This is a genomic window from Methylophaga nitratireducenticrescens (genome assembly GCF_000260985.4).
GTDB lineage: Bacteria > Pseudomonadota > Gammaproteobacteria > Nitrosococcales > Methylophagaceae > Methylophaga > Methylophaga nitratireducenticrescens.
This window is the reverse complement of the sequence record NC_017857.3, coordinates 878823-899854: the sequence shown is the minus strand read 5'-3', so window position 1 is coordinate 899854 and position 21032 is coordinate 878823. Positions and strand designations below refer to the sequence as shown.

The 21032-nt window shown below is 46.2% G+C and carries 23 protein-coding genes; 4 read left to right on the top strand and 19 right to left on the bottom strand.

Annotation, left to right across the window (positions count from 1 at the left end; translation table 11 throughout):
• Positions 1-184: 184 nt before the first annotated feature.
• The 9 genes from Q7A_RS04285 to Q7A_RS04245 form a co-directional block, all read right to left on the bottom strand.
• Positions 185-751, bottom strand: coding sequence for a class II aldolase/adducin family protein (locus Q7A_RS04285; RefSeq protein WP_014706104.1), 567 nt, complete (start codon positions 749-751; stop codon positions 185-187).
• Positions 744-1967 carry a tetratricopeptide repeat protein gene (locus Q7A_RS04280; protein ID WP_014706103.1) on the bottom strand — a complete coding sequence of 408 codons (1224 nt, stop codon included), beginning with the start codon at positions 1965-1967 and terminating at the stop codon, positions 744-746. Before Q7A_RS04280 ends, Q7A_RS04285 begins: the two co-directional genes overlap by 8 nt.
• Before the next feature lie 2 nt (positions 1968-1969).
• Positions 1970-2677, bottom strand: a complete 708-nt coding sequence (locus Q7A_RS04275) for an energy transducer TonB (protein ID WP_238595950.1) — start codon at positions 2675-2677, stop codon at positions 1970-1972.
• A complete protein-coding gene (locus Q7A_RS04270) occupies positions 2649-3056 on the bottom strand; it encodes an ExbD/TolR family protein (RefSeq protein ID WP_014706101.1) in 408 nt (135 codons plus the stop codon). Before Q7A_RS04270 ends, Q7A_RS04275 begins: the two co-directional genes overlap by 29 nt.
• Positions 3057-3064: 8 nt before the next feature.
• Positions 3065-3577 carry a MotA/TolQ/ExbB proton channel family protein gene (locus tag Q7A_RS04265; RefSeq protein WP_041354359.1) on the bottom strand — a complete coding sequence of 171 codons (513 nt, stop codon included), beginning with the start codon at positions 3575-3577 and terminating at the stop codon, positions 3065-3067.
• Positions 3570-4931, bottom strand: a complete 1362-nt coding sequence (locus Q7A_RS04260; protein WP_014706099.1) for a MotA/TolQ/ExbB proton channel family protein — start codon at positions 4929-4931, stop codon at positions 3570-3572. Before Q7A_RS04260 ends, Q7A_RS04265 begins: the two co-directional genes overlap by 8 nt.
• Positions 4928-5695 carry a DUF3450 domain-containing protein gene (locus Q7A_RS04255; RefSeq protein WP_014706098.1) on the bottom strand — a complete coding sequence of 256 codons (768 nt, stop codon included), beginning with the start codon at positions 5693-5695 and terminating at the stop codon, positions 4928-4930. The genes Q7A_RS04260 and Q7A_RS04255 overlap by 4 nt, the downstream gene beginning before the upstream one ends.
• 333 nt (positions 5696-6028) lie before the next feature.
• Positions 6029-6664: a response regulator gene (locus tag Q7A_RS04250; RefSeq protein WP_014706097.1), complete on the bottom strand. Its 636-nt coding sequence runs from the start codon at positions 6662-6664 to the stop codon at positions 6029-6031.
• The gene (locus Q7A_RS04245; protein WP_014706096.1) at positions 6661-7998 is read right to left on the bottom strand and encodes a LapD/MoxY N-terminal periplasmic domain-containing protein; all 1338 of its coding nucleotides are present in this window, start codon (positions 7996-7998) and stop codon (positions 6661-6663) included. Before Q7A_RS04245 ends, Q7A_RS04250 begins: the two co-directional genes overlap by 4 nt.
• A 146-nt stretch (positions 7999-8144) precedes the next feature.
• Between Q7A_RS04245 and hemL the strand changes: the two genes are divergently transcribed.
• The 4 genes from hemL to Q7A_RS04225 all read left to right on the top strand — a co-directional run bounded on the left by hemL (position 8145) and on the right by Q7A_RS04225 (position 12998).
• A complete protein-coding gene (hemL, locus tag Q7A_RS04240) occupies positions 8145-9431 on the top strand; it encodes a glutamate-1-semialdehyde 2,1-aminomutase (RefSeq protein ID WP_014706095.1) in 1287 nt (428 codons plus the stop codon).
• Positions 9432-10874 (top strand): exodeoxyribonuclease I, encoded by a 1443-nt coding sequence (sbcB, locus tag Q7A_RS04235; RefSeq protein WP_014706094.1) that lies wholly within the window; start codon positions 9432-9434, stop codon positions 10872-10874.
• A gap of 36 nt (positions 10875-10910) precedes the next feature.
• The gene (locus tag Q7A_RS04230) at positions 10911-12422 is read left to right on the top strand and encodes a B12-binding domain-containing radical SAM protein (protein ID WP_014706093.1); all 1512 of its coding nucleotides are present in this window, start codon (positions 10911-10913) and stop codon (positions 12420-12422) included.
• A gap of 375 nt (positions 12423-12797) precedes the next feature.
• Positions 12798-12998, top strand: coding sequence for a DUF1289 domain-containing protein (locus Q7A_RS04225; protein WP_014706092.1), 201 nt, complete (start codon positions 12798-12800; stop codon positions 12996-12998).
• Here the strand turns inward: Q7A_RS04225 and Q7A_RS04220 are convergent.
• The 10 genes from Q7A_RS04220 to pqqB all read right to left on the bottom strand — a co-directional run bounded on the left by Q7A_RS04220 (position 12995) and on the right by pqqB (position 20896).
• Positions 12995-13546: a hydrolase gene (locus tag Q7A_RS04220; protein WP_014706091.1), complete on the bottom strand. Its 552-nt coding sequence runs from the start codon at positions 13544-13546 to the stop codon at positions 12995-12997. The two genes, Q7A_RS04225 and Q7A_RS04220, sit on opposite strands and share 4 nt — an antisense overlap.
• Positions 13547-13567: 21 nt before the next feature.
• Positions 13568-14884 (bottom strand): TolC family outer membrane protein, encoded by a 1317-nt coding sequence (locus Q7A_RS04215; RefSeq protein WP_014706090.1) that lies wholly within the window; start codon positions 14882-14884, stop codon positions 13568-13570.
• Positions 14885-14893: 9 nt separating this feature from the next.
• Positions 14894-15220 (bottom strand): rhodanese-like domain-containing protein, encoded by a 327-nt coding sequence (locus tag Q7A_RS04210; protein WP_014706089.1) that lies wholly within the window; start codon positions 15218-15220, stop codon positions 14894-14896.
• A 15-nt stretch (positions 15221-15235) separates the two neighbouring features.
• A complete protein-coding gene (locus tag Q7A_RS04205; RefSeq protein ID WP_238595949.1) occupies positions 15236-15895 on the bottom strand; it encodes a protein-L-isoaspartate O-methyltransferase family protein in 660 nt (219 codons plus the stop codon).
• A gap of 185 nt (positions 15896-16080) precedes the next feature.
• On the bottom strand, positions 16081-16866 hold the full coding sequence (locus Q7A_RS04200) for an ABC transporter permease (RefSeq protein ID WP_014706087.1): 786 nt from the start codon (positions 16864-16866) through the stop codon (positions 16081-16083).
• Positions 16863-17795: an ABC transporter ATP-binding protein gene (locus tag Q7A_RS04195; RefSeq protein ID WP_014706086.1), complete on the bottom strand. Its 933-nt coding sequence runs from the start codon at positions 17793-17795 to the stop codon at positions 16863-16865. The genes Q7A_RS04200 and Q7A_RS04195 overlap by 4 nt, the downstream gene beginning before the upstream one ends.
• Positions 17785-18978: a pyrroloquinoline quinone biosynthesis protein PqqE gene (pqqE, locus tag Q7A_RS04190; protein WP_014706085.1), complete on the bottom strand. Its 1194-nt coding sequence runs from the start codon at positions 18976-18978 to the stop codon at positions 17785-17787. The genes Q7A_RS04195 and pqqE overlap by 11 nt, the downstream gene beginning before the upstream one ends.
• Positions 18950-19234 carry a pyrroloquinoline quinone biosynthesis peptide chaperone PqqD gene (pqqD, locus tag Q7A_RS04185; RefSeq protein WP_014706084.1) on the bottom strand — a complete coding sequence of 95 codons (285 nt, stop codon included), beginning with the start codon at positions 19232-19234 and terminating at the stop codon, positions 18950-18952. Before pqqD ends, pqqE begins: the two co-directional genes overlap by 29 nt.
• Positions 19231-19959, bottom strand: coding sequence for a pyrroloquinoline-quinone synthase PqqC (pqqC, locus tag Q7A_RS04180; RefSeq protein WP_014706083.1), 729 nt, complete (start codon positions 19957-19959; stop codon positions 19231-19233). Before pqqC ends, pqqD begins: the two co-directional genes overlap by 4 nt.
• Before the next feature lie 22 nt (positions 19960-19981).
• The gene (gene pqqB, locus Q7A_RS04175; protein WP_014706082.1) at positions 19982-20896 is read right to left on the bottom strand and encodes a pyrroloquinoline quinone biosynthesis protein PqqB; all 915 of its coding nucleotides are present in this window, start codon (positions 20894-20896) and stop codon (positions 19982-19984) included.
• Positions 20897-21032 lie beyond the last annotated feature (136 nt).

The window sequence follows — 21032 nt, the reverse complement described above, 5'->3', positions numbered from 1 at the left end:
GTCCCAGCCCTTTGGGTTGTGGCTGAAAAACCGCCACTCTGCGTTACTCGTCATTTGTTTAGAACGACTAAACTACATTCCTCGCGCCTTGATTGGTGGTTTTTCAGTCACAACAAAGGCGGCGATGGAAGATAAACAGACCCTTTTGACTTATTTTGTACGAATTGGTTTCGTGTAAAGCAGATTATAGCTGAGCAGCAAGCCAGGCCGTTTTGGCAGAGAGCTCGACTGAGCAACTCCACTTGTAGGCCAAATTGATGGTTTCTGCACAGGCATAGACACCATGCCCACGAACAATGACAACTTTATGACGGGCCAGCCCCTGCGCCACTGCCAAAGGTGATTTCTCAATGTACTCGGCATAGTCAATTGAAATAACCGGAATGGTCGAAAAATAATACTGCCCTTCAAAATCCACCGGGATAAAATCTTCACCATTCATCGTCATCGCAATCGCATGCGGCCCATGGCTATGAATAACGGCTCTGGTATTCGGATTATGCTGATAAGTAGCCAGGTGCAGCGGAGCGTCCAGTGAGGCGCCTTCCCCACAGTGGCCGTCAATATCACAGGGCACCAGCATTTCCGATGTCAGGGTATCGGCACAACAGCCTGTAGGGGTCACCCAAATCTGATTATGCCAGCGAAAAGAAGCATTACCACTATGTGAATCATTGCACCCGTATTGACGCAACCAACGATAATGTTGAACCAGTTGGGTTTTAAGTTCCGTCAGTGATGGTTCAGGCATCGTCCTTATCCGGCTGAGTGTTCTGTAAATGTCTAAGCCATTGTGTAGCTTGATTACGCACTTCCGAGTAAGCCAAAGCACGATTCAGATGTTGCTCTGACCGCTCTCTGTTACCTAGATGAAAATTGACCATGCCGGAGAGCATCCAGGCCTGACCACGTTTTGCTTCGGGTAATTTTTCCAGGCTTTGCTGAAGCGGTCCGGCAGCTTCATCCCACTGTTCCATGCTGATAAATACTCTGGCCAGTTTCAGGTCGGTTTCGCCTGAGGAATCCATTGATTGCATTTGGGCTAACACCTGAGTGGCATTTTCATTTTCTCTGGCGGCTAACCAACTGTCCGCCAGTGATTCAAGATTTTTGAAATTACGCTCAATCACCCCATCATCCATCGATTTCTGCAGTAGCTGGGCAGATTTATAGGGAATATTCAGGTAGCGATACATATTCGCCAGGCGCAATACCGTATCTTTATCACCGAGATTCAGCCGCTTTGCCAGCATCTGCACAGCAAGTGAGGTCAGACGTTTTTCCTGTTGGGCATAGAGAGCAGCCAATTGATCCCAATAGGTTTTATTGACCGGAAAACGTTCGATCAGAATTTCCAGTACATTAATGGCTTGATTGTATTGCTGCATTTCCATATGCGCAGACAATTGCAATCGGTACCAGTTTTCTTTGGGCGAATTGTCACGCTGAATAGCAGTACGAATGGCCTCAACGGCATTGGTAAACTGGTTTATCTGGTAATAAGCCGTGGCCAGTAACACATAAGCACTGCTGTTCGCTTGAGGTTCTTTGTCCAACCATTGGGTCAGCAGGTCAATGCCTTTCTGATACGCACCATCGCTGATTAGCAACTGAGCCAGGTTATAACGCAGGTTGTGAGTGACATCCTCAGGCAGGGCGTTAAGTGCGAGGGCATCTTCAAACTGTTGTGCCGCCAGTTTGTACTGCTCTGTTTCAGAGTATAAATACCCCAGAGTTTGCAATACGACTGCCCTTTCGTAACTTCCTGCATCAGTATCACCGACCAGCTTTTTCAGATCCGCTTCAGCCTGACGATATTGCTGCTGCTCCATTTTTTCCTGAGCAGCGTTAAGCGATTTGTAGGTAGCTTCACTGAGCAGGTACTCATCCTCAGCCATTGAGGTTAATGGCAATGCAAGACAGGCAACCAGCGTCATCAAAGCGAATTTTTGCGTAAGTTTCTTCATGTTTACCTGGCCAACTTAAATTCAATTTCCTGAGTTGCACGACGTTCAACCGGCTCACCGTCGACAACTTTAGGCTTGAATTTCCATTTGAGAATAGCCGTCTTCGCTGCATTATCAAATACATTCTCGGGATTGGCCGAAACCACCTGAGGATCCTTTACCCGACCATCACGGGTTATGGTAAAGACGACCGTGACCACGCCTTCGATTCCACGTCGCTGTGCAACACGTGGGTAATTAGGTGGAATACGCACCAATGGCACTACCTCATCATCCATCTGCGGTCCCTGCACCGGCGTAGGAGACGGCGCGGGTGCCGGTTCAGCACTAAAATCACCCAGATAAGGTTGACCAGCAATATTCAGTGGCACATCAATTCTTGGCATATCCATCTGCGGTTGCTGCACATCCGGTTGCGTCATTTTTGGTGCAGTAGTCGGAGTTGGTGGCGGTGGCTCTTCCGGAGGGGGTGGTTTTTTTGGAATTTCACGTTTGATAGTTTCAGGTTGAGTTTCTTCCTGTTTCAAACGCACAAAATCCAGCACCAGAATTTCATTATCATCTCGATAAAGACTGCTATCCGACGTGGTCATTTCTTTCATCAAGGTGAACAGGCCATAATTGACTACGATCGCCAGCAACAACCCAATAAAGATACGCATAGAAGGTGATTCTCCGCGACTAGTCTCGTTCAGCAGCAATTGAGACATTCGCAACTCCCGCCAGACGTGCCTGATCCATGACTTCAATTAACAAGCCTGTTTTGGCTTCTTCATCAGCCAGAATAATGACTGATCCTTCCGGGTTTTCCGCATACATACGCTCTACGTTGGCACGCACAGCACGACGATCTATCTGTCGCTGATCCATCCAGATTTCATCATTTTCACGAATCGAGATCAAAATATTGGCACGCTCTTTCTCCACGGCTGTTTTTGCCGATGGGCGATTCACATCCACCCCGGTTTCCTTTACAAAAGAAGTAGTTACAATAAAAAAGATCAACAGGATAAACACCATATCAATTAATGGTGTCATGTTGATTTCAGCTATGCCGCCACTTTGACGGCGGGAATGTCTGTTTCGCATAAACTTTCCTAATCTCTGCGTAGGGCGTCAGCCACGTTATTAACTTCTCTGGCAACACGCTGTTCCAGCTGAGTAATGAAATAGAGCCCTGATAAAGCGGTCAACAAACCGCCCATCGTGGTTATTAATGCCACTGAAATACCACCTGCCATACCTCGGGTATTACCGGTACCAAAAACTGTCATCACGTCAAATGTCTGAATCATCCCGTCTACTGTGCCGAGTAGACCCAACATCGGTAAGGCCACAGTAAGCGTGCGTATCAAAATCAGAAACCGCTCCAGCATTACCCGGCTTTCAGCAATCATGCCCTGACGGATTTGCTGGGCATACCAACTGGCCAGGTCATCTCGCTGATGCCACTCATCCATCATCTTGCGAACCTCACGAGGATGCAGAAACCAGATAAACACATAGCGCTCGATGATCAGCGTCCACATCAGAATAGACGCCAGCAGAATCAGCCACAGCACGGTGCCGCCGCTTTCCATCAGCAGTTGTATCTGAAAAAGATTATCCATCGCGTTGCAAAGTTTGTGTTTCAGCGTTACGTGCAACGATTGCTGCACTTTCTTCATCAAGGATCTGAATCAAACGATTACTTTTGCTCGATAACGCGCTATGAATTAATAGAATAGGAATCGCAACGGCCAAACCAAGTTCCGTGGTAACCAATGCCTGCGAAATACCGCCGGACATCAGTTTTGGATCGCCGGTACCAAACAGGGTAATTGACTGAAAGGTTTCAATCATGCCGGAAACCGTACCCAATAAACCCAGCATTGGTGCGACCGCTGCCAAAATTGCCAAAGTAATTAAGCCACGCTCGATACTTGGCGTTTCTCTGAGGATAGCTTCATCCAGTTTAAGTGACAGGGTTTCCACATCCTGAGCAATTTTGTCACTGTAAACAGACAAAATTCGACCCAGTGGGTTTTTCATATTCAGTTCTTTTGATTTTTGCTGCTTCTTGACGCCATGTTCCATCCGCATCAACGTTACAAAACGAATCAGCGCGATCAACATACCAATCGCCCCAAGGATCAGAATGATATAACCAATCCAACCACCTTGTTTGATACGTTCTTGCAAATCTGGTGTTTGCACCAGCAATGCCATGATGGCACCACGCGTCGGATCCACTACTACGGGCTTTAAAACACCCGCCTCACTGTTTTCAAAGTCTTCGATTTGATCCCGCAGACGCTGAACCGGCTGTCTGGCTAATTCAACAAGGTTGCGGTTTTCCGACATGTAACGCAGAAATTTACCATCACTGAAAGCGGTAAACACGCCGACCCGTGTTACATCGCGATCTGCGACTTCTCCATTAGCTGTGATGACTTGAGCTGGAAACTGTTCCACTTTGCCGGAATGCGTCATTTCATGTTGTAACACTAACCACAGTTCACGTAATTCATCGATACTTGGCTGTTGTTTGCGTTCACTTAGTTCTGTCAAAAAAGCAATACGTTCAGGATATTGCACACTGGTCATGGAGGATTCAATAACCGCACGACTGTCAGTTGCCATTTGTCGTACCGTACCAAACAGTTCGCCCAATGAGCCGGAACGTTCCTGTAATAAGGCTTCCTGTTCTGCTAATTTGAATTCATTCTCTTCAAACTGGTCATTCAACGTTTCAGTACGACGTTCCTCGGCAGCCAGGTCAGCTTTGGCTTGTGCTAATAATTCAGCCTGGCGATCCCGTGCTTCAAGAAATTCTGTTTCACGGATACGGTTCTGTTCCTGTTCTATCACCCGCTCACGCTTGACTTGTTCCAATAACTGATCGAGATTGGCTGGCTTATCGGCAGCCATGACCATCAACGGCGAGGCCAGTAAAGAAATAATAAAAATAGAAATGCTTCTCATCGGTTTGCCTCTGGCGTTTTGACCGGCAGGGTTAATAAATCGGGTGGCAATTGCTTGCGAGCCACTTTAAGGCCCTGAGCAACAGATTGAATAGCATCACGTGGGAGTTGCTGCCAACTCTTTGTTTCCTGATCCCACATTCCGGCTTCCAGTTGATCCAATGTCAGATAATACAACCCAACGCGCCCTACTCTTAAAAAATCGACTGTTCGATTCTGTTCTTCTGCTTCCAATTCGCCTTGATACGCTTCCAGGGTCCGTCCATATTCTGTCTCCACTTGGTAGGCTTCCAGAATACGGCGGTATTTTTCCGACAGATTGACATCTGCACGATCCATCATTGCTTTCAGTTGGGCGACACGACTATTACGCTCTTCCGGTAAAAATGGCGTGTCCAGCTCAACAAACTGTTCGATGACTTCCACCATTTTTATCATCAGTGGAGTGATATCGCGTTGTGTGGTATCGATATTGGCTAGCTGATCCTCAACTGAAGCCAGCTCGTCCTGTTGAGAAGAAACCAGCTGTTCGAGTTGACTGTTATAAGCCGCCAGACTCTCTTTTTGATTTAGTATACTGCGATACTCCGCTAGCAATTCTCGCGTCTCATCATCAAGACTATCAATTTGTTGCTGTGTTCGCTGTGCAGCAATATCAGTCTGAACCTGCTGATCAACAGCCAGATCCAATGCGCCAGCATAGGTGAATAATGGCACCAACCAAATGCCCAACAGGCAGCATAGTCGGCTAAAATTAAATTGCATAAAATTTTCCTTGTGTTACCGGATGTCGGCGGTGGAAATGAAAGCGACATCTTATCAAGAGAATGCACACAGTGGAAAGCCTAAATGCGATCTCTTATCATTTAGACGAATCAGTTGGGGAAAAGTGTAATTAAAAGGCAAAAAAAAGCCAGACCCTAGGGACTGGCTGAAACCTTCAATAGAAGGAGAGAGAAATATAAGACTATAGAAGCTGAACATTCCTATGGACTTGTTACAAATAATACTTATTGCAAGTCCATTCGCCATGAGTGACTTCTCCTTTTAAAACGGGAACATGTTCCTTTTCAAAAACATAGACGCAAAAACAGGAGGTTAGGATGACAATCCATGGCTGATCGCAAAGCGCATCAACTCGGCGGTTTTGTTGATATCCAGCTTAGCTTTAATCTGGGTCAGATTATTTGCGACAGTTTTATAACTGATACCTAAAACATCAGAAATTTCATTCATGCTTTTTCCTTCTCCAAGCAAGCGTAAAATTTCCAATTCACGTCGGGATAGATCACTTAGCGCACTGGTACCAGCATCGATATTCAACATCGCCAGCTGTTGTGCCATATCCGGACTCAGGTATATTTTGCCTTCAAGCACTTTACTGACGGCCTCAACCAGATGGTCAGCAGCATTATTTTTGGTGATATAACCGCGAGCCCCAGCCTGCATTGCACGTGATGCAAATACCGGATCTTCATGCATGCTAAACATTAACACTTTGGCCGTATCACGGTTGGCTCGAATTCGGCGCAGCACTTCCAGTCCACCGACACCCGGTAATGTGATATCCAATAACACCATATCCGGATACACCTCCTGGAACAGTCGATATCCTTCTTCACCTGTTTCAGCTTCAACCACCTTAGCCGATGGAATTTGCTGAATCAGCTGCCTGCAGCCCGCTCTGACGATTGGATGATCATCTACCACCAGGATTGTGATGTTTTGTTTCATTTTTGATTTTCACTCTTCAAAGGGATCATTACCCGTACTTGCAAACCCTGACCTTCGGCAGTATCAAACGCAATCTTACCACCTAATGCCGAGACCCTTTCGCGCATTCCGATTAAACCAAAACCTTTGACTGCAGAAGTGTCCAGCCCCTTACCATCATCGGTAACCGTTACTTTTATATAGTGTGTTTCACGCTTGACTTCAACCCGCACATGGCTGGCCTCAGCATGGCGGACACAATTGGTAGTACATTCCTGCACTACCCGATAAACCGTTACTTGCAGAGTATCTGCCAGACCGGTGAAATCACCAACAAAATCCCATTCCCAATCAATTTCCGGTTGACGGTCACGCCAGTTATGCAACATATCACGTAAAGCTTCTGCCAGTCCGAGATCATCAAGCGTCATAGGCCGCAAACGGCTGAGCATTTTACGAACCAGAGACTGTATATGACTGGTAATTAATTTGACCGAGCTGACTTTTTCTTCAACATCCGGCATTTTGTTTTCGATAGCAATACGTTCAATTTCAGCAAGATCTACTCTAATACCAAACAAGCATGGGGCCAATTCATCATGTAGTTCACGCGCCAGGTCACGACGTTCAGACTCCTGTAAAGTCAGCATATTACCTGCCAGTGCATGGTTTTCAGCCATTGTCGTTTCCAATACATCGGCCATATGATTAAAACGAATTTGAATTGGTTTTAATTCTTTAGCTCCACCGGTATCAACACGTGCATGAAAATCGCCTTTCTCAAGCCGGCCTAATGCATCTGCTAATTGCCGTAGCGGCTTTAACCCATGTAACAACGCCATATAAATAAGACTGGAAATTACGGTCAGAAAAAACAAGCCTAGTAACATCAAGGTTTCCATGTCCCGCCATACCTCGGTGACCTCATCACTGGGATCGGCTTCAACCACCAGATAACCATACGATTGGCTACCGCGGGTAATAAGTCGCCGAAACGCCACCGCTTCCGGTTCCATTAACCGGATAAACCAGTCCGGCGCATCTGGTCGGTTGGTGAACGGGACCCCTTCTTCATGGCCAATTAACGGTTGACCGTTCATATCTTCAAACCAGGCGCGGATATGTCGAGTATGTCGTACACTGTCGACGATCAGGGTTACCCGCTCACTCAGATCATTGGAAAAACGTAACGTCGGTAAAGCATTGATTAATAGTCCGCGTGCCAACTGTGTACTGGAAGCCATTTCAGCCGCTACAGCCTGACGGGCATTCTGGATCATAAAATAGCCAGCGGCGACAAAGTTGAATACCAGAATCAAGGTTACAATGATCAATAAACGCAGTTTCAGGCTCATGTCGGGTCAGTTATCTCGCTGTGATAGGCTTAAGGGCTGTTGTTCCATCATCGCCACAGCAGGTGACTCTATTTCGACCCAAAAGTTGGCTATGAAAGATCAATAAGCTCTAAAATTATCGCACATATCAAATCAGGACTCTGTAAATGCAAGCACAAAGCAATCAACAACTTTTCCTTCAGGCACAAAAACATATTCCGGGTGGCGTCAATTCACCGGTACGTGCATTCAAAGGTGTCGGCGGTAATCCGGTATTTTTCAGTAGCGCAAAAGGTGCCTGGCTCACCGATGTAGAAGGTAAAAATTACATTGATTATATCGGTTCCTGGGGACCGATGATTGCCGGTCATGCGCATCCGCAAGTCATTGAGGCCGTTCAGAAAATGTGTGTAAATGGTCTGGGATATGGCGCGCCCACCGCGATTGAAACTGAAATGGCGGATTTACTCTGTGAACTCGTTCCCTCGATGGAAATGGTTCGTATGGTGAGCTCAGGTACTGAAGCGACCATGAGCGCCATCCGCCTTGCACGCGGTCATACCGGTCGTGACAAAATAGTGAAGTTTGAAGGCTGTTACCACGGTCATGCAGACTCGTTATTAGTCAAAGCTGGCAGTGGTGCATTAACGCTTGGCGAACCCTCTTCAGCTGGTGTGCCTAAAGCGATTGCTGAACACACGATTACGCTGCGTTACAACGATATTGAATCAGTGAAACAGTGTTTTGCTGAAATGGGTGATCAGGTTGCCTGCATTATTGTTGAACCGGTTGCCGGCAATATGAACTGTATTCCACCCATTCCGGGTTTTCTCGAAGGCTTACGCGGAGTCTGTGATCAATATGGCAGCCTGTTGATTTTTGATGAAGTGATGACCGGCTTTCGGGTGGCCTTGGGCGGTGCACAGGCGTATTATGGTGTCAAACCGGATCTCACTACATTAGGTAAAGTGGTCGGCGGTGGTTTACCGGTCGGCGCTTTTGGTGGTCGCAAAGATGTGATGCATTCTATTGCACCGCTTGGGCCGGTGTATCAGGCAGGTACTTTATCGGGGAACCCAGTGGCAATGGCAGCTGGCCTGGCGACTTTGAAGCTGGTGCAACAACCCGGCTTTCATGATCGACTCAGCCAACAGACCGCCAAACTGGCCAATGGCTTGAAACAAAAAGCCGATGCGGCCGGTATCCCGATGAGCATTAATTATATTGGTGGCATGTTTGGCTTTTTCTTTACTGAAGAAAACAACATTGAGTTTTTTGAACAGGTCACCCAATGTGATCAGGAACGATTTAAGAAGTTCTATCACGGCATGTTGGATCGCGGTGTTTATCTTGCACCCTCTGCATTTGAGGCGGGCTTTGTCTCTGCCGCCCATGGTGATGATGAAATTGAAGCTACTCTGGCAGCAGCAGAACGGGTTTTGGCGAGCTTATAAATGAATACGCTGTACTGGCACGATTATGAGACTACGGGAACCGATCCGCGCTTTGATCGGCCACTGCAATTTGCCGGGGTGCGCACTGATGAAGATCTGAATATCATCGGTGAACCGTTGATGATTTACTGCAAACCGGCAGCCGATGTTTTACCGCATCCAATGGCGAGTCTGATTACTGGCATCACCCCTCAGAAAGCACTACAGGATGGTCTGACTGAAGCTGAATTTATCAAAGTAATTCATCAGGAATTGTCTAAGCCAGGCACCTGTGGTGTGGGCTATAACAGTTTGCGGTTTGATGATGAATTTACCCGCTTCGCTCTGTTTCGTAATTTTTACGACGCCTATGCCCGTGAATGGCAAAACGGTAATTCGCGCTGGGACATTATTGATATGGTGCGACTCACCCGCGCTTTGCGTCCGGAAGGCATCGAATGGCCTAATCGTGAAGATGGTCTGCCCAGCTTCCGGCTCGAAGCACTCACTGCGGCAAACGGCATTGAACATCAGGGCGCGCATGATGCGTTAGTGGATGTGCATGCCACCATCGCGCTGGCAAAACTGATTAAAGATCGTCAGCCAAAACTGTATGACTATATTTATCAGTTACGCCGTAAACAGCAGCTTGCTCCGTTACTGAACCTGCATCATGCGGATCCGGTATTGCATACCTCACGCATGTACCCATCTGAATATTGCAATACGGCATTGGTGATGCCCATTGCCAAAGAACCCAATAACAACAATGGGGTAGTTGTTTATGACCTTCGCCATGATCCCTCGGCGTTACTGGAGCAGGATGCCGATACCATCCGACAATGGTTATTTACACCTACCAGGGATTTGCCTGAAGGTGCTTCCCGTCCAGCATTAAAAACCGTGCATATCAATAAATGTCCGGTCATTGTTCCTGCTGCTACGCTGGATGATGCGGCTGCTGAGCGGCTGCAGATTGATCGGGAATTAAGTCACAAACATCTGCAACTTCTGCGTGAGGCCGGAGAATCATTACAGCAAAAATTGCAGACCGTGTTCAGTCAAAAATCGTTTGATGAAATAGACGATGTCGATGCCAGTTTATATGGCGGCGGTTTTTTTGATGACGGCGATAAAAACAAAATGACCCTGATTCGTGAAGCGGCTCCTGATCAATTGGGCACGTTATCGATTCCTTTTAACGATCCGCGATTACCTGAAATGCTGTTTCGTTACCGGGCACGTAACTGGCCCGAATCGTTAAATGAAAGTGAAGCGGAACAATGGCAGCAATTCTGTCGTAACAAATTAACCGCAACTGTGTCGCCTGGACTTACCTTTGAAAAATTTAACGCCGCATTAGCCGAGTGTCGTCAACAAGAGATCACCGTAGACCAACAGCAAACTTTGGACGACTTGCAACGCTATGTAATGGAGCAACAAACCTCGTTAGGAATGAACTGAACAGATTGATCGGCACGTTTGATTTACAATGTGCGCATGTCGACTACTGCCAACATCCTGCTCACTACGCTTAATGCCCGCTATATGCATTCGGCATTTGGTTTGCGTTATTTATATGCCAATCTCGGTGAGCAGCAATCCGCCGCCGAACTGATCGAATTTACTATTCAGGAACAACCGCTGAGTATTGCTGAAAAATTGCTTAGCTATCAGCCTGAGATTATCGGCTTCAGTGTGTATATCTGGAATGTCAGTGAAATTGAAGCCGTTGTTGCCTTGTTAAAATCGATTAAGCCTGAAATTCGCATTATTCTCGGTGGCCCGGAAGTCAGTCATTCACCTGATTTACCAAAAGTGTGTGAGTTAGCCGACTATGTGATTGCCGGTCCTGGTGAACAGGATTTTCGCGAGCTGTGCGAAAAAATACTGCGCAATGAATGTCCTGAAACTAAATATATTGATGGCCGGGCAACACCACTGGAACAGTTGATTCTGCCCTACCGTTTTTACAACGATGAGGATATTCGCAACCGGTTGATCTACGTTGAAGCATCACGGGGCTGTCCATTCAAGTGTGAGTTCTGTTTATCGTCTTTGGATAAAACCGCGACGACATTTCCACTCGATGCATTTCTCGCTGAAATAGATCAGCTGTGGCAGCGCGGCGTGCGCAATTTCAAATTTATCGACCGTACCTTCAATCTGAAAATAACCACCAGCATTGCCATTCTGGAGTTTTTCCTGGAACGCATGAGCGATAATTTATATCTGCATTTTGAAGTGGTACCGGATAATCTGCCGGATAAATTGAAATCGGTATTACAGAAATTTCCGCCCAACAGCCTGCAGTTTGAAATTGGTATTCAGACCTTTGACAGCGAAATCCAGGAACGTATCAGTCGTAAGCAAAACAACGATAAAAGCAAAGACAATATTCGCTGGCTACGTGAACAGAGCGGCGCACATTTACACACCGATCTGATCTTCGGTTTGCCCGGTGATACCTTGGAGAATTTTGCTGACAGCTTTGATCAATTGATTGCATTGAATCCCCATGAAATTCAGGTCGGCATTCTCAAACGTCTGCGTGGCGCACCATTAAATCGGCATAATGAAGCCAGTGATTTACGCTTTAATCCTCTGCCCCCCTATAACCTGCTCAGTAGCCGTGACATCGACTTTGCTACCATGCAACGGGTTAATCGTTTTGCCCGTTATTGGGATTTGATCGGTAACTCAGGACGGTTTATCAATACCCTGTCGCTGCTGCTTGATGAGCAACCGTTCTGGCATTTCATAACCTTGTCAGATCAGATTTATCAGCGTACCGGTCAAACGGCCAAAATTGCCTTGAAACGCCTGTTTGAACTGATTTATGTGGTGCTGACTGACGATATGCATCACCCGGCGGAATTGGTCAAAGATCATTTGCGACTGGATTATGCCCGTGCCGGACTCAAAGGCCAGCCGGATTATGAAGCGCTGCCAACCTTAAACAAACCCGCCAAAGTCGGTTTGGCCAATAAACGGCAGCGGTTTCATGCTTGAGTTTTCACCATTAAATTTGGCAGTGAATTAAATTAAGATGTTGGGTTTTGTACCTCAATCCAACCTACCAAACTTTTTACAATGAAAGCAGTTTCAAGATCCTCCTAATCCCCCTGTTGTGCTGATGAGTAGCACAGTTTTGTCTGGATCACGGACAAGCCACTGTTTGATTTATGGCATCCATGCCACTCACCCTTCGGGCGCAGCATATGACGTCCAAATTCATTCCTGATGAATTTGTGGGCATGCAAAGAAAATGAACTCGACGTTAAGTCGAAAAAGTCAGCTTTAGGTTATTTATTTGCAAGCTCAACGCCATACAGCAAGCCTCGCAACTCACATTAAACATCATAAAATGAATTAAACTACCGCACTATGAACTCAGATAAATCATTCACTCCCAGCCCTTGCATTGGTAAATGCGGTCTTGATGCACAAGATATCTGTCGAGGCTGTTTTCGGACGATGGATGAGATATTACGCTGGGAAAATATGACTGAAGCGGACAGGCAGGTAACGGTAATGAACTGTAAAAAAAGGCGGCAGCGTCAAGCTAACGCACATCGCAACCGTTAGACAATCAGTTTGGCCAGTGTTTTAAATTCGGCATGGCTGGCATCACCAAGCCATTCAAACAGAATCGATTCCACATTGCTAATTATCACTCCGGCATGGCGCATGCGTTGAATAGCATTGTATTGATTGGACTTTGAGCGGGAACAAACACCATCTTCTGCCACATGAACGTTATAGTTTTCGGCCTTTAATGCTAATGCAGTTTGCAATACACATATATGCGTTTCCATTCCCACCAGAATGACCTGCTGGCGGTGAGTTGCAGCAAGTTGAAAGCGAAAATCTTCAGATTGCAGGCAGGAAAAACAGGTTTTTTCGATCGTTTTGGTTCCCACAGGCAAATTGTTCTGTAAATCAGCTTCTGTAGGCCCGAGCCCCTTGGGGTATTGTTCTGTCACGATAACCGGAATACTCAGCACCTTGGCAGCAGTCAGCAGGATGTTGATCTGTTTGTTGAGTCGTTCATGCACGCCTTGAGGCATAGCCTGAGCCAATTTCTGCTGGACATCAATTATCACTAAAACACTGTTTTCAGAATTTGCCATCATGGCAATAACCACTCCTTAAGTTCAGGGGACCAGCCATTGGTTAATTTGCTCGATATCATTCACGCTGACGATACCGGCGGCTTGTTTGAGTCTTAACGTATTGACGACATATTCATAGCGGGAGCGGGAGTAATCACGTAATGCACTGAATAATTCTCGACGCGCATTCAGAACATCGACTGTTGTCCGTGTTCCGACATCAAAACCTGCTTCAGTCGCCTCCAGTGACTTTTGATTGGAATATACCGCCTGCTGCAGCGCATTGACCCTGCTGACGCCTGACATGACGCTATTATAAGCGGCACGGGTCTGGCGCAAAATTGCCCGGCGCTGTTCTTCTTCATTTTGCATGGCTTCATCCAGTCGAAAACTGGCTTCGCGGGTTCTTGAATTAACAACACCACCTGCATAGATAGGAATATTGACCTGCAAACCCAGGATTTTCTGATGGGTTTTATTGCTACCACTCAAATTGCTGTCACTTTGTGAGGTGTAGCCCTTCTGAGCAACCAAATCCAGCGTCGGATAATGCCCACTGCGTTCAAATTCAATATTTTCCTTGGCAAGTCCTACATTACTACTGGCTGATAGTAATACCGGATTCATTACAATTGCCTGCTCGCTCCATTCATCAATATCCTCTGGTTCAGGCTTTATCAATGGCGTTTCTTCTTTCAATTCAGCCAGTTCTCCGGGATATTGACCTGCTGTTTCCCGTAAAGCTTCGCGAGCATTTGCCAATAAATTTTCAGCTTCAATAACAGCGGCGTTTGCCAAATCATAAGCCGCTCTGGCTTCACTGACATCCGTAATGGTCGCCAATCCAACGTCAAAGCGCTGATTGGCTTGTTCAAGTTGCTTTTCAATGGCTTCGAGTTCCGCCAGAGCAAAACTTAAATCATCCTCAGCACCCAGAACGGCAAAATACCGATCAGCTACTCGGACTATCAAATCCTGTTCGGCAAATTGATAATCGGCGGCAGCACCTTCAATTGCAATTTCTGCCTGACGGGATTGAACAAAGTTGTTACGTCGATAAATTGATTGTACCAGACTCAAGGTATACCCATGATCGTTATATTCACTGGAACCACCAAACCGCTGGGAAGAACTGTCCGTCCAGACTTTACTATTATTAGCGACCATATCTACCTGCGGTAAAAAGGTTGCATTGGCCTGGTCGGCTAACTCACCGGTAGCGCGCTGAGCTGCTGCCTGTGACATTAGTACCGGATCGCTCTGCACAGATAAATTATAAATATCGACCAGATCCTGAACCGCCAATGCTGGCCTGGAGAATACTGCTGCGAAAAAAACTGCAATAAACAGCGTTTTCATTATCTATCCTTAATAAACTCTCATACTTGTGTCGATCTGCGTTGCCCATGCATTCATACCACCCTCAAGATTAATCACATCAGTAAAACCTAGCTGTTCCAGGTATTGACCGACTTGTGCACTGCGCTGACCCGATCGGCAAATCAACACTATCGGACTGTTTTTTACAGACTCAAGTTCTTCAACATGTTCCGGAATACTGTTCATTGGCATGTGTTTAGTCTTTTCCAGCATGCCATTAGCAAGTTCGTGTGCTTCACGCACATCAATCAGAACCGCTTCCTGCCTATTTTGTTGCAAAAACTCATCTAATTGAGTTGCTGACATTTGTTTCATAGAAAGCTCTCTGGATTAAAAGATAAACTCAGGTTTTTTTTCAGCATGCACCATGGGTGCCACCACCGTTTCAAATAAAGTCTCCGTTTGCCATAACCACTCGCCGGTACGAGTAATACGCTGTACCTGCATCGCAGGTGCCTGACCGGTAATAATCACTAAATGCCCCCCTACTTTGAGCGCATGAAGAAAATCTTCCGGAACCTGCTGGCAACTGGCCGTCAAGACGATAACATCAATGCGATCTGTCAGCTTCCAACCATGACTTGCATCACCACACACCAGGTTTACATTTTGTATGTCTGCAGCTTCCAAACGTGAACCAGCCAACGCAGACAGTTCGGCAAAATATTCTATGCTAATGACATTTGATGACAGTCCGGCGATCAATGCTGTAAAAAAACCACTACCGGTACCGACTTCCAGCACCGAATCTGATGGCTTCAATTGTAAAAATTGCAAAATCCGCCCTTCTTCCAGCGGTGTCCACATAAACTGACCACAACCAATCGGCAAACGCGTGTCTGAATACGCCAGCGCTTTATAATCATCAGAGACAAATTGTGCCCGATCAATTTGCTGTAATGCTTTCAGTACTTCTGGATGGGAAACTTCATTAGGTCGAACTTGTTGCCAAACCATATTGGAATGTGCTTGATTCATGGTGAATGTCATGGGTAATTCCTGAGTGTTTGCCGCGTGTTTTTTTATCAATCGGTTAGGATATGACCTTTCAATAAGCGGTGCAACCGCTTCTGCATAGCAGATATCAGCTGATAAACAGCCCCTAGCTGGCAAGCGAAGTTGATGACCGGGAAATGACCATGGCAAGAAGCATTACCACTGCTGGTTAAGCTACATTAGCCGCGCTTGGTTACCCGATGAAATAATGGTTCGTGAACGGATTCACGAGAAAAACGCCAGCATGCAATAACGATCGCAACAACAGAAAACAGCATCAATATCGCCATATCTGTCCAAACCGAAAAATCTGACTGGGTTCCGGGAATGGCATGTTTTAGAAGATCTACACCATAACTGAATGGGTTAACCAGTACCACATACCGCAGAATATCAGGCAACTGGCTGACTGGATAAAGCGCACCGCTGAGAAAAAACACGGGAAATATAAAGAAATTCATGATCACTGCAAAGTTATCCAACGTTTTGGAAAATACCGCAATCAAGCCGCCCATCGACGCACACGCCACTGCTGTTAATAACGCGGGTGGAATTAATAACAAGGCAATCTGTATATCAATCAAACCGATCAGCAAAAGAATAATTAACAATAATAAAGCCTGCACCAATGCGGTAATGGTTGCAGCAATCAGTTTGGATAATACGATCCAGTAATGCGCAACTGGTGCGATCATCATCATTCGCATCACACCAAATTCTTTGTCATAGACCAGTGTTAAGGCCGATAGCAATGCCGCAAATAATAACGTCATGGCCAATACGCCAGGCACCAGAAACTGCAAATAGCCTTCCTGCTGCGCACCACTAAGCATGCTGCCAACACCGGAACCAATGACCAGTAACCAGATCATCGGACGTACCATTGAGCTGAATAAGCGGGCTTTTTGACGAAACAATTTTGTCAGCTCACGACCGACAACGGCTTTAACAGCTAACCAGCTCATGCTGACGGCTCCTGATCGGGGGGACAGACTTTCCACAGATACACGTCATTGAGATTGGGTTTTCGCCAGCGCATCGCCGTAATACTGTCCCCTAAGGATTGTTGCAAAGCATGAAGATCGGTCTTGGCGTCCTTAATTAGAAAGCTTAATTGTTCATCCTCAATAATGGGGTTACCAAACTGCGGTGTCAGTTTTGAGACAACAGGTTCAATATCCACAGTTTCAATTTCCAGCACATAAGCCGCCAACTGACGCATCAAATCAACGGGTTTTCCACCTTTCTGTAATACGCCACGCTGAATGAAATCAACATGATCACAGGCCGCCGCCTCTTCAAGGTAATGGGTTGTTAAAAAGACTGTCATGCCATGATTCCGGCGCAACTGTTCGACAAATCGCCAGATAGAACGTCGATTCGGTAGATCCAGACCAATGGTTGGTTCATCAAGGAATAATACTTGTGGCTGGTGCAATACACCTCGGGCAATATCAACGGCCCGTCGCTGTCCACCTGAAAGTGCCAGCAATTTGGCATTTCGACGTGAACCTAAATTAAAAACGGCTAACAGTTCTTCGATGCGTTCATTGGCCTGTTTTTTAGACATGCCATACAGTGCTGCGGCAAATTGCAGGTTTTCATCCACCGTCATAGTGCGATCCAAAGCAGAATCCTGAAACACTAATCCGACCAAACCACGAATTGCTACCGGATCAGCCGAGATGGACTGATTAGCAATCCATCCTTCACCTGCTGACGGCGACGTCATCGTGGTAAGCATATGAATCGTGGTGCTTTTGCCAGCGCCATTTGGACCTAACAGTCCGTAGCATTGGCCCGCCTTGACCTGTAGATCCAGCCCATTAACGACAACGGCCTGACCATATTGTTTGGTCAGGCCGTTAGTTTTAATCGCGAACTCAGAATCCACTGATTTGTTTCGAGTTTTTCGGATTACGGAACACCAGTGGCTTGGCAATTTCAGTTGATTTTTCAGACTCCCTGCGACCACTTTCAATTGCTTCATCAACCACATGACGATCTGGTGACTTACTACAAACCGGATCAGCCATTGCAGGGTCGCCTGTCAGCATGTAGGCCTGACAACGGCAGCCACCAAAATCTTTTACTTTTTCATCACAGCTGCGGCAAGGCTCTTTCATCCAGTCAAAACCACGGAAACGATTAAAATCGTTTGAATCTTCCCAGATTTCTTTGATACTGATATCGCGTACATTTGGCAGCGTCATGCCCGGCAATTCACGTGCAGCATGACAAGGTAACGCCGTGCCATCCGGTGTTATGGTCAAAAACACATTGCCCCAGCCATTCATGCAGGCTTTAGGGCGATCTTCATAATAATCCGGAACGACATAGTAGATCTTCATATTACCTTTTTGCTGTTCCTGATACTCATGCGCAATTCGTTCAGCTCGAACCAACTGCTCTTTTAAAGGCAATAATTGATCACGATTATGCATGGCCCAGCCATAATATTGCGTTGTGGCCAGCTCGACATAGTCAGCATCCAGATTGATTGCCAAATCCAGAATCTCATCTATCTTATCGATATTCTGGCGGTGCGTAACAAAACACAACACCATCGGATAACCTGCTGCTTTAACCGCTTTCGCCATTTCAATTTTATGTTGAAAAGCATCCGTACCGGCAATCAGATTATTCAAATCTTCAGAACTTGCCTGAAAACTGACCTGAATATGATCCAGACCGGCTTCTTTAAAGGCTTTTGCCTTACTGGCATCAAGTCCAATACCGGAGGTAATCAGGTTCGTGTAAAAACCCAAATCCCGTGCAGCCCGAATCAATTCGATGATATCCGGGCGGGTTAATGGCTCACCGCCTGATAATCCCAGCTGTGTTGCACCCATTGCCCGAGCTTGTTTGAACACATCGATCCATTCCTCGGTGGTCAATTCGCTTTTGATTTTGGCGAAATCCATCGGGTTTGAACAATACGGACATTGCAATGGACAAGCATAGGTCAGCTCGGCCAATAGCCATAAAGGCTGCCGGATAGCGTCACGTACATTCATCCCCAGAGCGCCACCAGTACTACCGGGCGCTTTATTCTGCTCTGATCCAGTCGTTGACATATGCTTCCTCCAAAAACTGATAGACGTCTTCGTCTAAATCGGCGCCATCGAAGGCGACTTTAAGTTCAGCAATTAATTCACCGACCGTTTGTTGTTTCTCGCTGATGCGTTTCAATATTTCACCAGCCGCCGGGTTTAGTTTGACCATACCTTCGGGATATAGCAAAACATAACAATCCTGCATTGGCTCCCATTGAAATCGGTAACCTAATGCTAATAACGGTACACTCTCAGCGTTAAATACGCGCTTGGTCATTTTTCAACATCCATACAATATGGTGGACGATCTTCAATATATGCCATCCACATTGCATCCAGCATGGTCCATAAAATATCCAGTTTAAACTGCAATAAATCCAGTGCTCGCTGTTGTTTTTCGCGCGTATCACAATAATCCAGTGTGATTTGCAGGCCATGCTCTACATCTCTACGCGCTTCACTCAAACGTTTGCGAAAATAGCGATAGCCACGCTCATCAATCCATGGATACAACTCAGGCCAGTTATCCAGTCGTGCCTGATGAATTTTCGGTGCAAACAATTCAGTTAATGAAGACCCAGCAGCTTCCTGCCACGGTGCACGACGGGCAAAATTAACATAGGCATCAATCGCAAAACGTACCCCCGGTAGTACATGCTCATACGAAGTCATTTCCTGACGTGTTAAGCCTACTGCTTCACCCAGTTGAAGCCAGGCTTCAATACCACCTTCCTGACCATCAAAACCATCATGATCCAGAATGCGTTGTACCCAATGCTTACGTACTTCAGCATCTTCACAGTTGGCCATAATCGCCGCATCCTTGATTGGGATAGCGGTTTGGTAATAAAAGCGGTTGGCCACCCAACCCTGAACCTGTTTCTGATTCAACTTACCCGTATGCATCAATTTATGAAATGGATGATTGATGTGATAGAACTGCTCTTTATCACGCAGTTTTTGTTCGAATTGTTCTTTTGACCAAAGAGTGTTGTCAGCCATCGTATATATCCTTCCCAAATTGTTATAGCTCAATATTCATCCCGTCATATGCCAACTCAATTCCAGCATTGTTGAGCACCTGACGTTCTGTCGATTCTTCATTGAGAATCGGATTGGTGTTATTAATATGAATCAAAATCTTGCGTGGTCGTTCCATCGAATTTAAAAAACTGATGGTGCCGCCCTCTTCAGACTGATTAATGTGGCCCATTTCCTGTGCACGTTTGTCACTGATACCTTCTTTGGACATCTCATCATCTGTCCACACTGTGCCATCGACCAAAACCACATCCGCATTACGCATAAATTCCAGTACATGATCTTCAACGACACCAAGTCCCGGCGCATAAAACACATTTTTACCTGTACGGGGATCTTCAACACGAATACCGACATTGTCGCCTGGTACTGTGTTGTGTCGATGGGGAGAATACGGTGGCGCCTCACTTTTTAGCGGAACAGCAGTAAATACCAGCCCTGGAGCTGCTGGAATGGTAAAAGGCTGTAGATCTGTTTTTACTTCATGCCAATTGATACCACGAAAATGCCCCAGAATAGTAAAAATCGGAAAGCCTGAACTCAGATCACTGTGTACGGCTTCTGTGCAATAAACATCCCACGGCTGGGTATGTTCACGTAACGTTAATAAACCCGTTACATGGTCAATCTGTGCATCGGTAATTAAAATTGCTTTAATAGCGGTATCACGGACTTCTCTTGCAGGTTGCAGCGCCGGAAAATCATCCATTTGTTTTTTGATGTCCGGTGAGGCATTAAATAAAATCCAATCCACTCCATCAGAACTGATGGCAATTGAAGATTGAGTACGTCGATTCGCTTTTATTGTTCCTTCGCGTACACCTTTACAATTGATGCAGTTGCAATTCCATTGTGGAAAGCCTCCGCCGGCGCCTGAACCCATGACATGTATGTGCATATTTCTCTTTCCTGTCGACTATTCAGCAAATCACACTGATTTATTAAGGATAGTCATCGTAACGTAAAACAGTCTGATTTGCTGGTCGGTTAAGATGCCCGGGGCATTCACCCCGGACACATATCTGGTCGTTAAA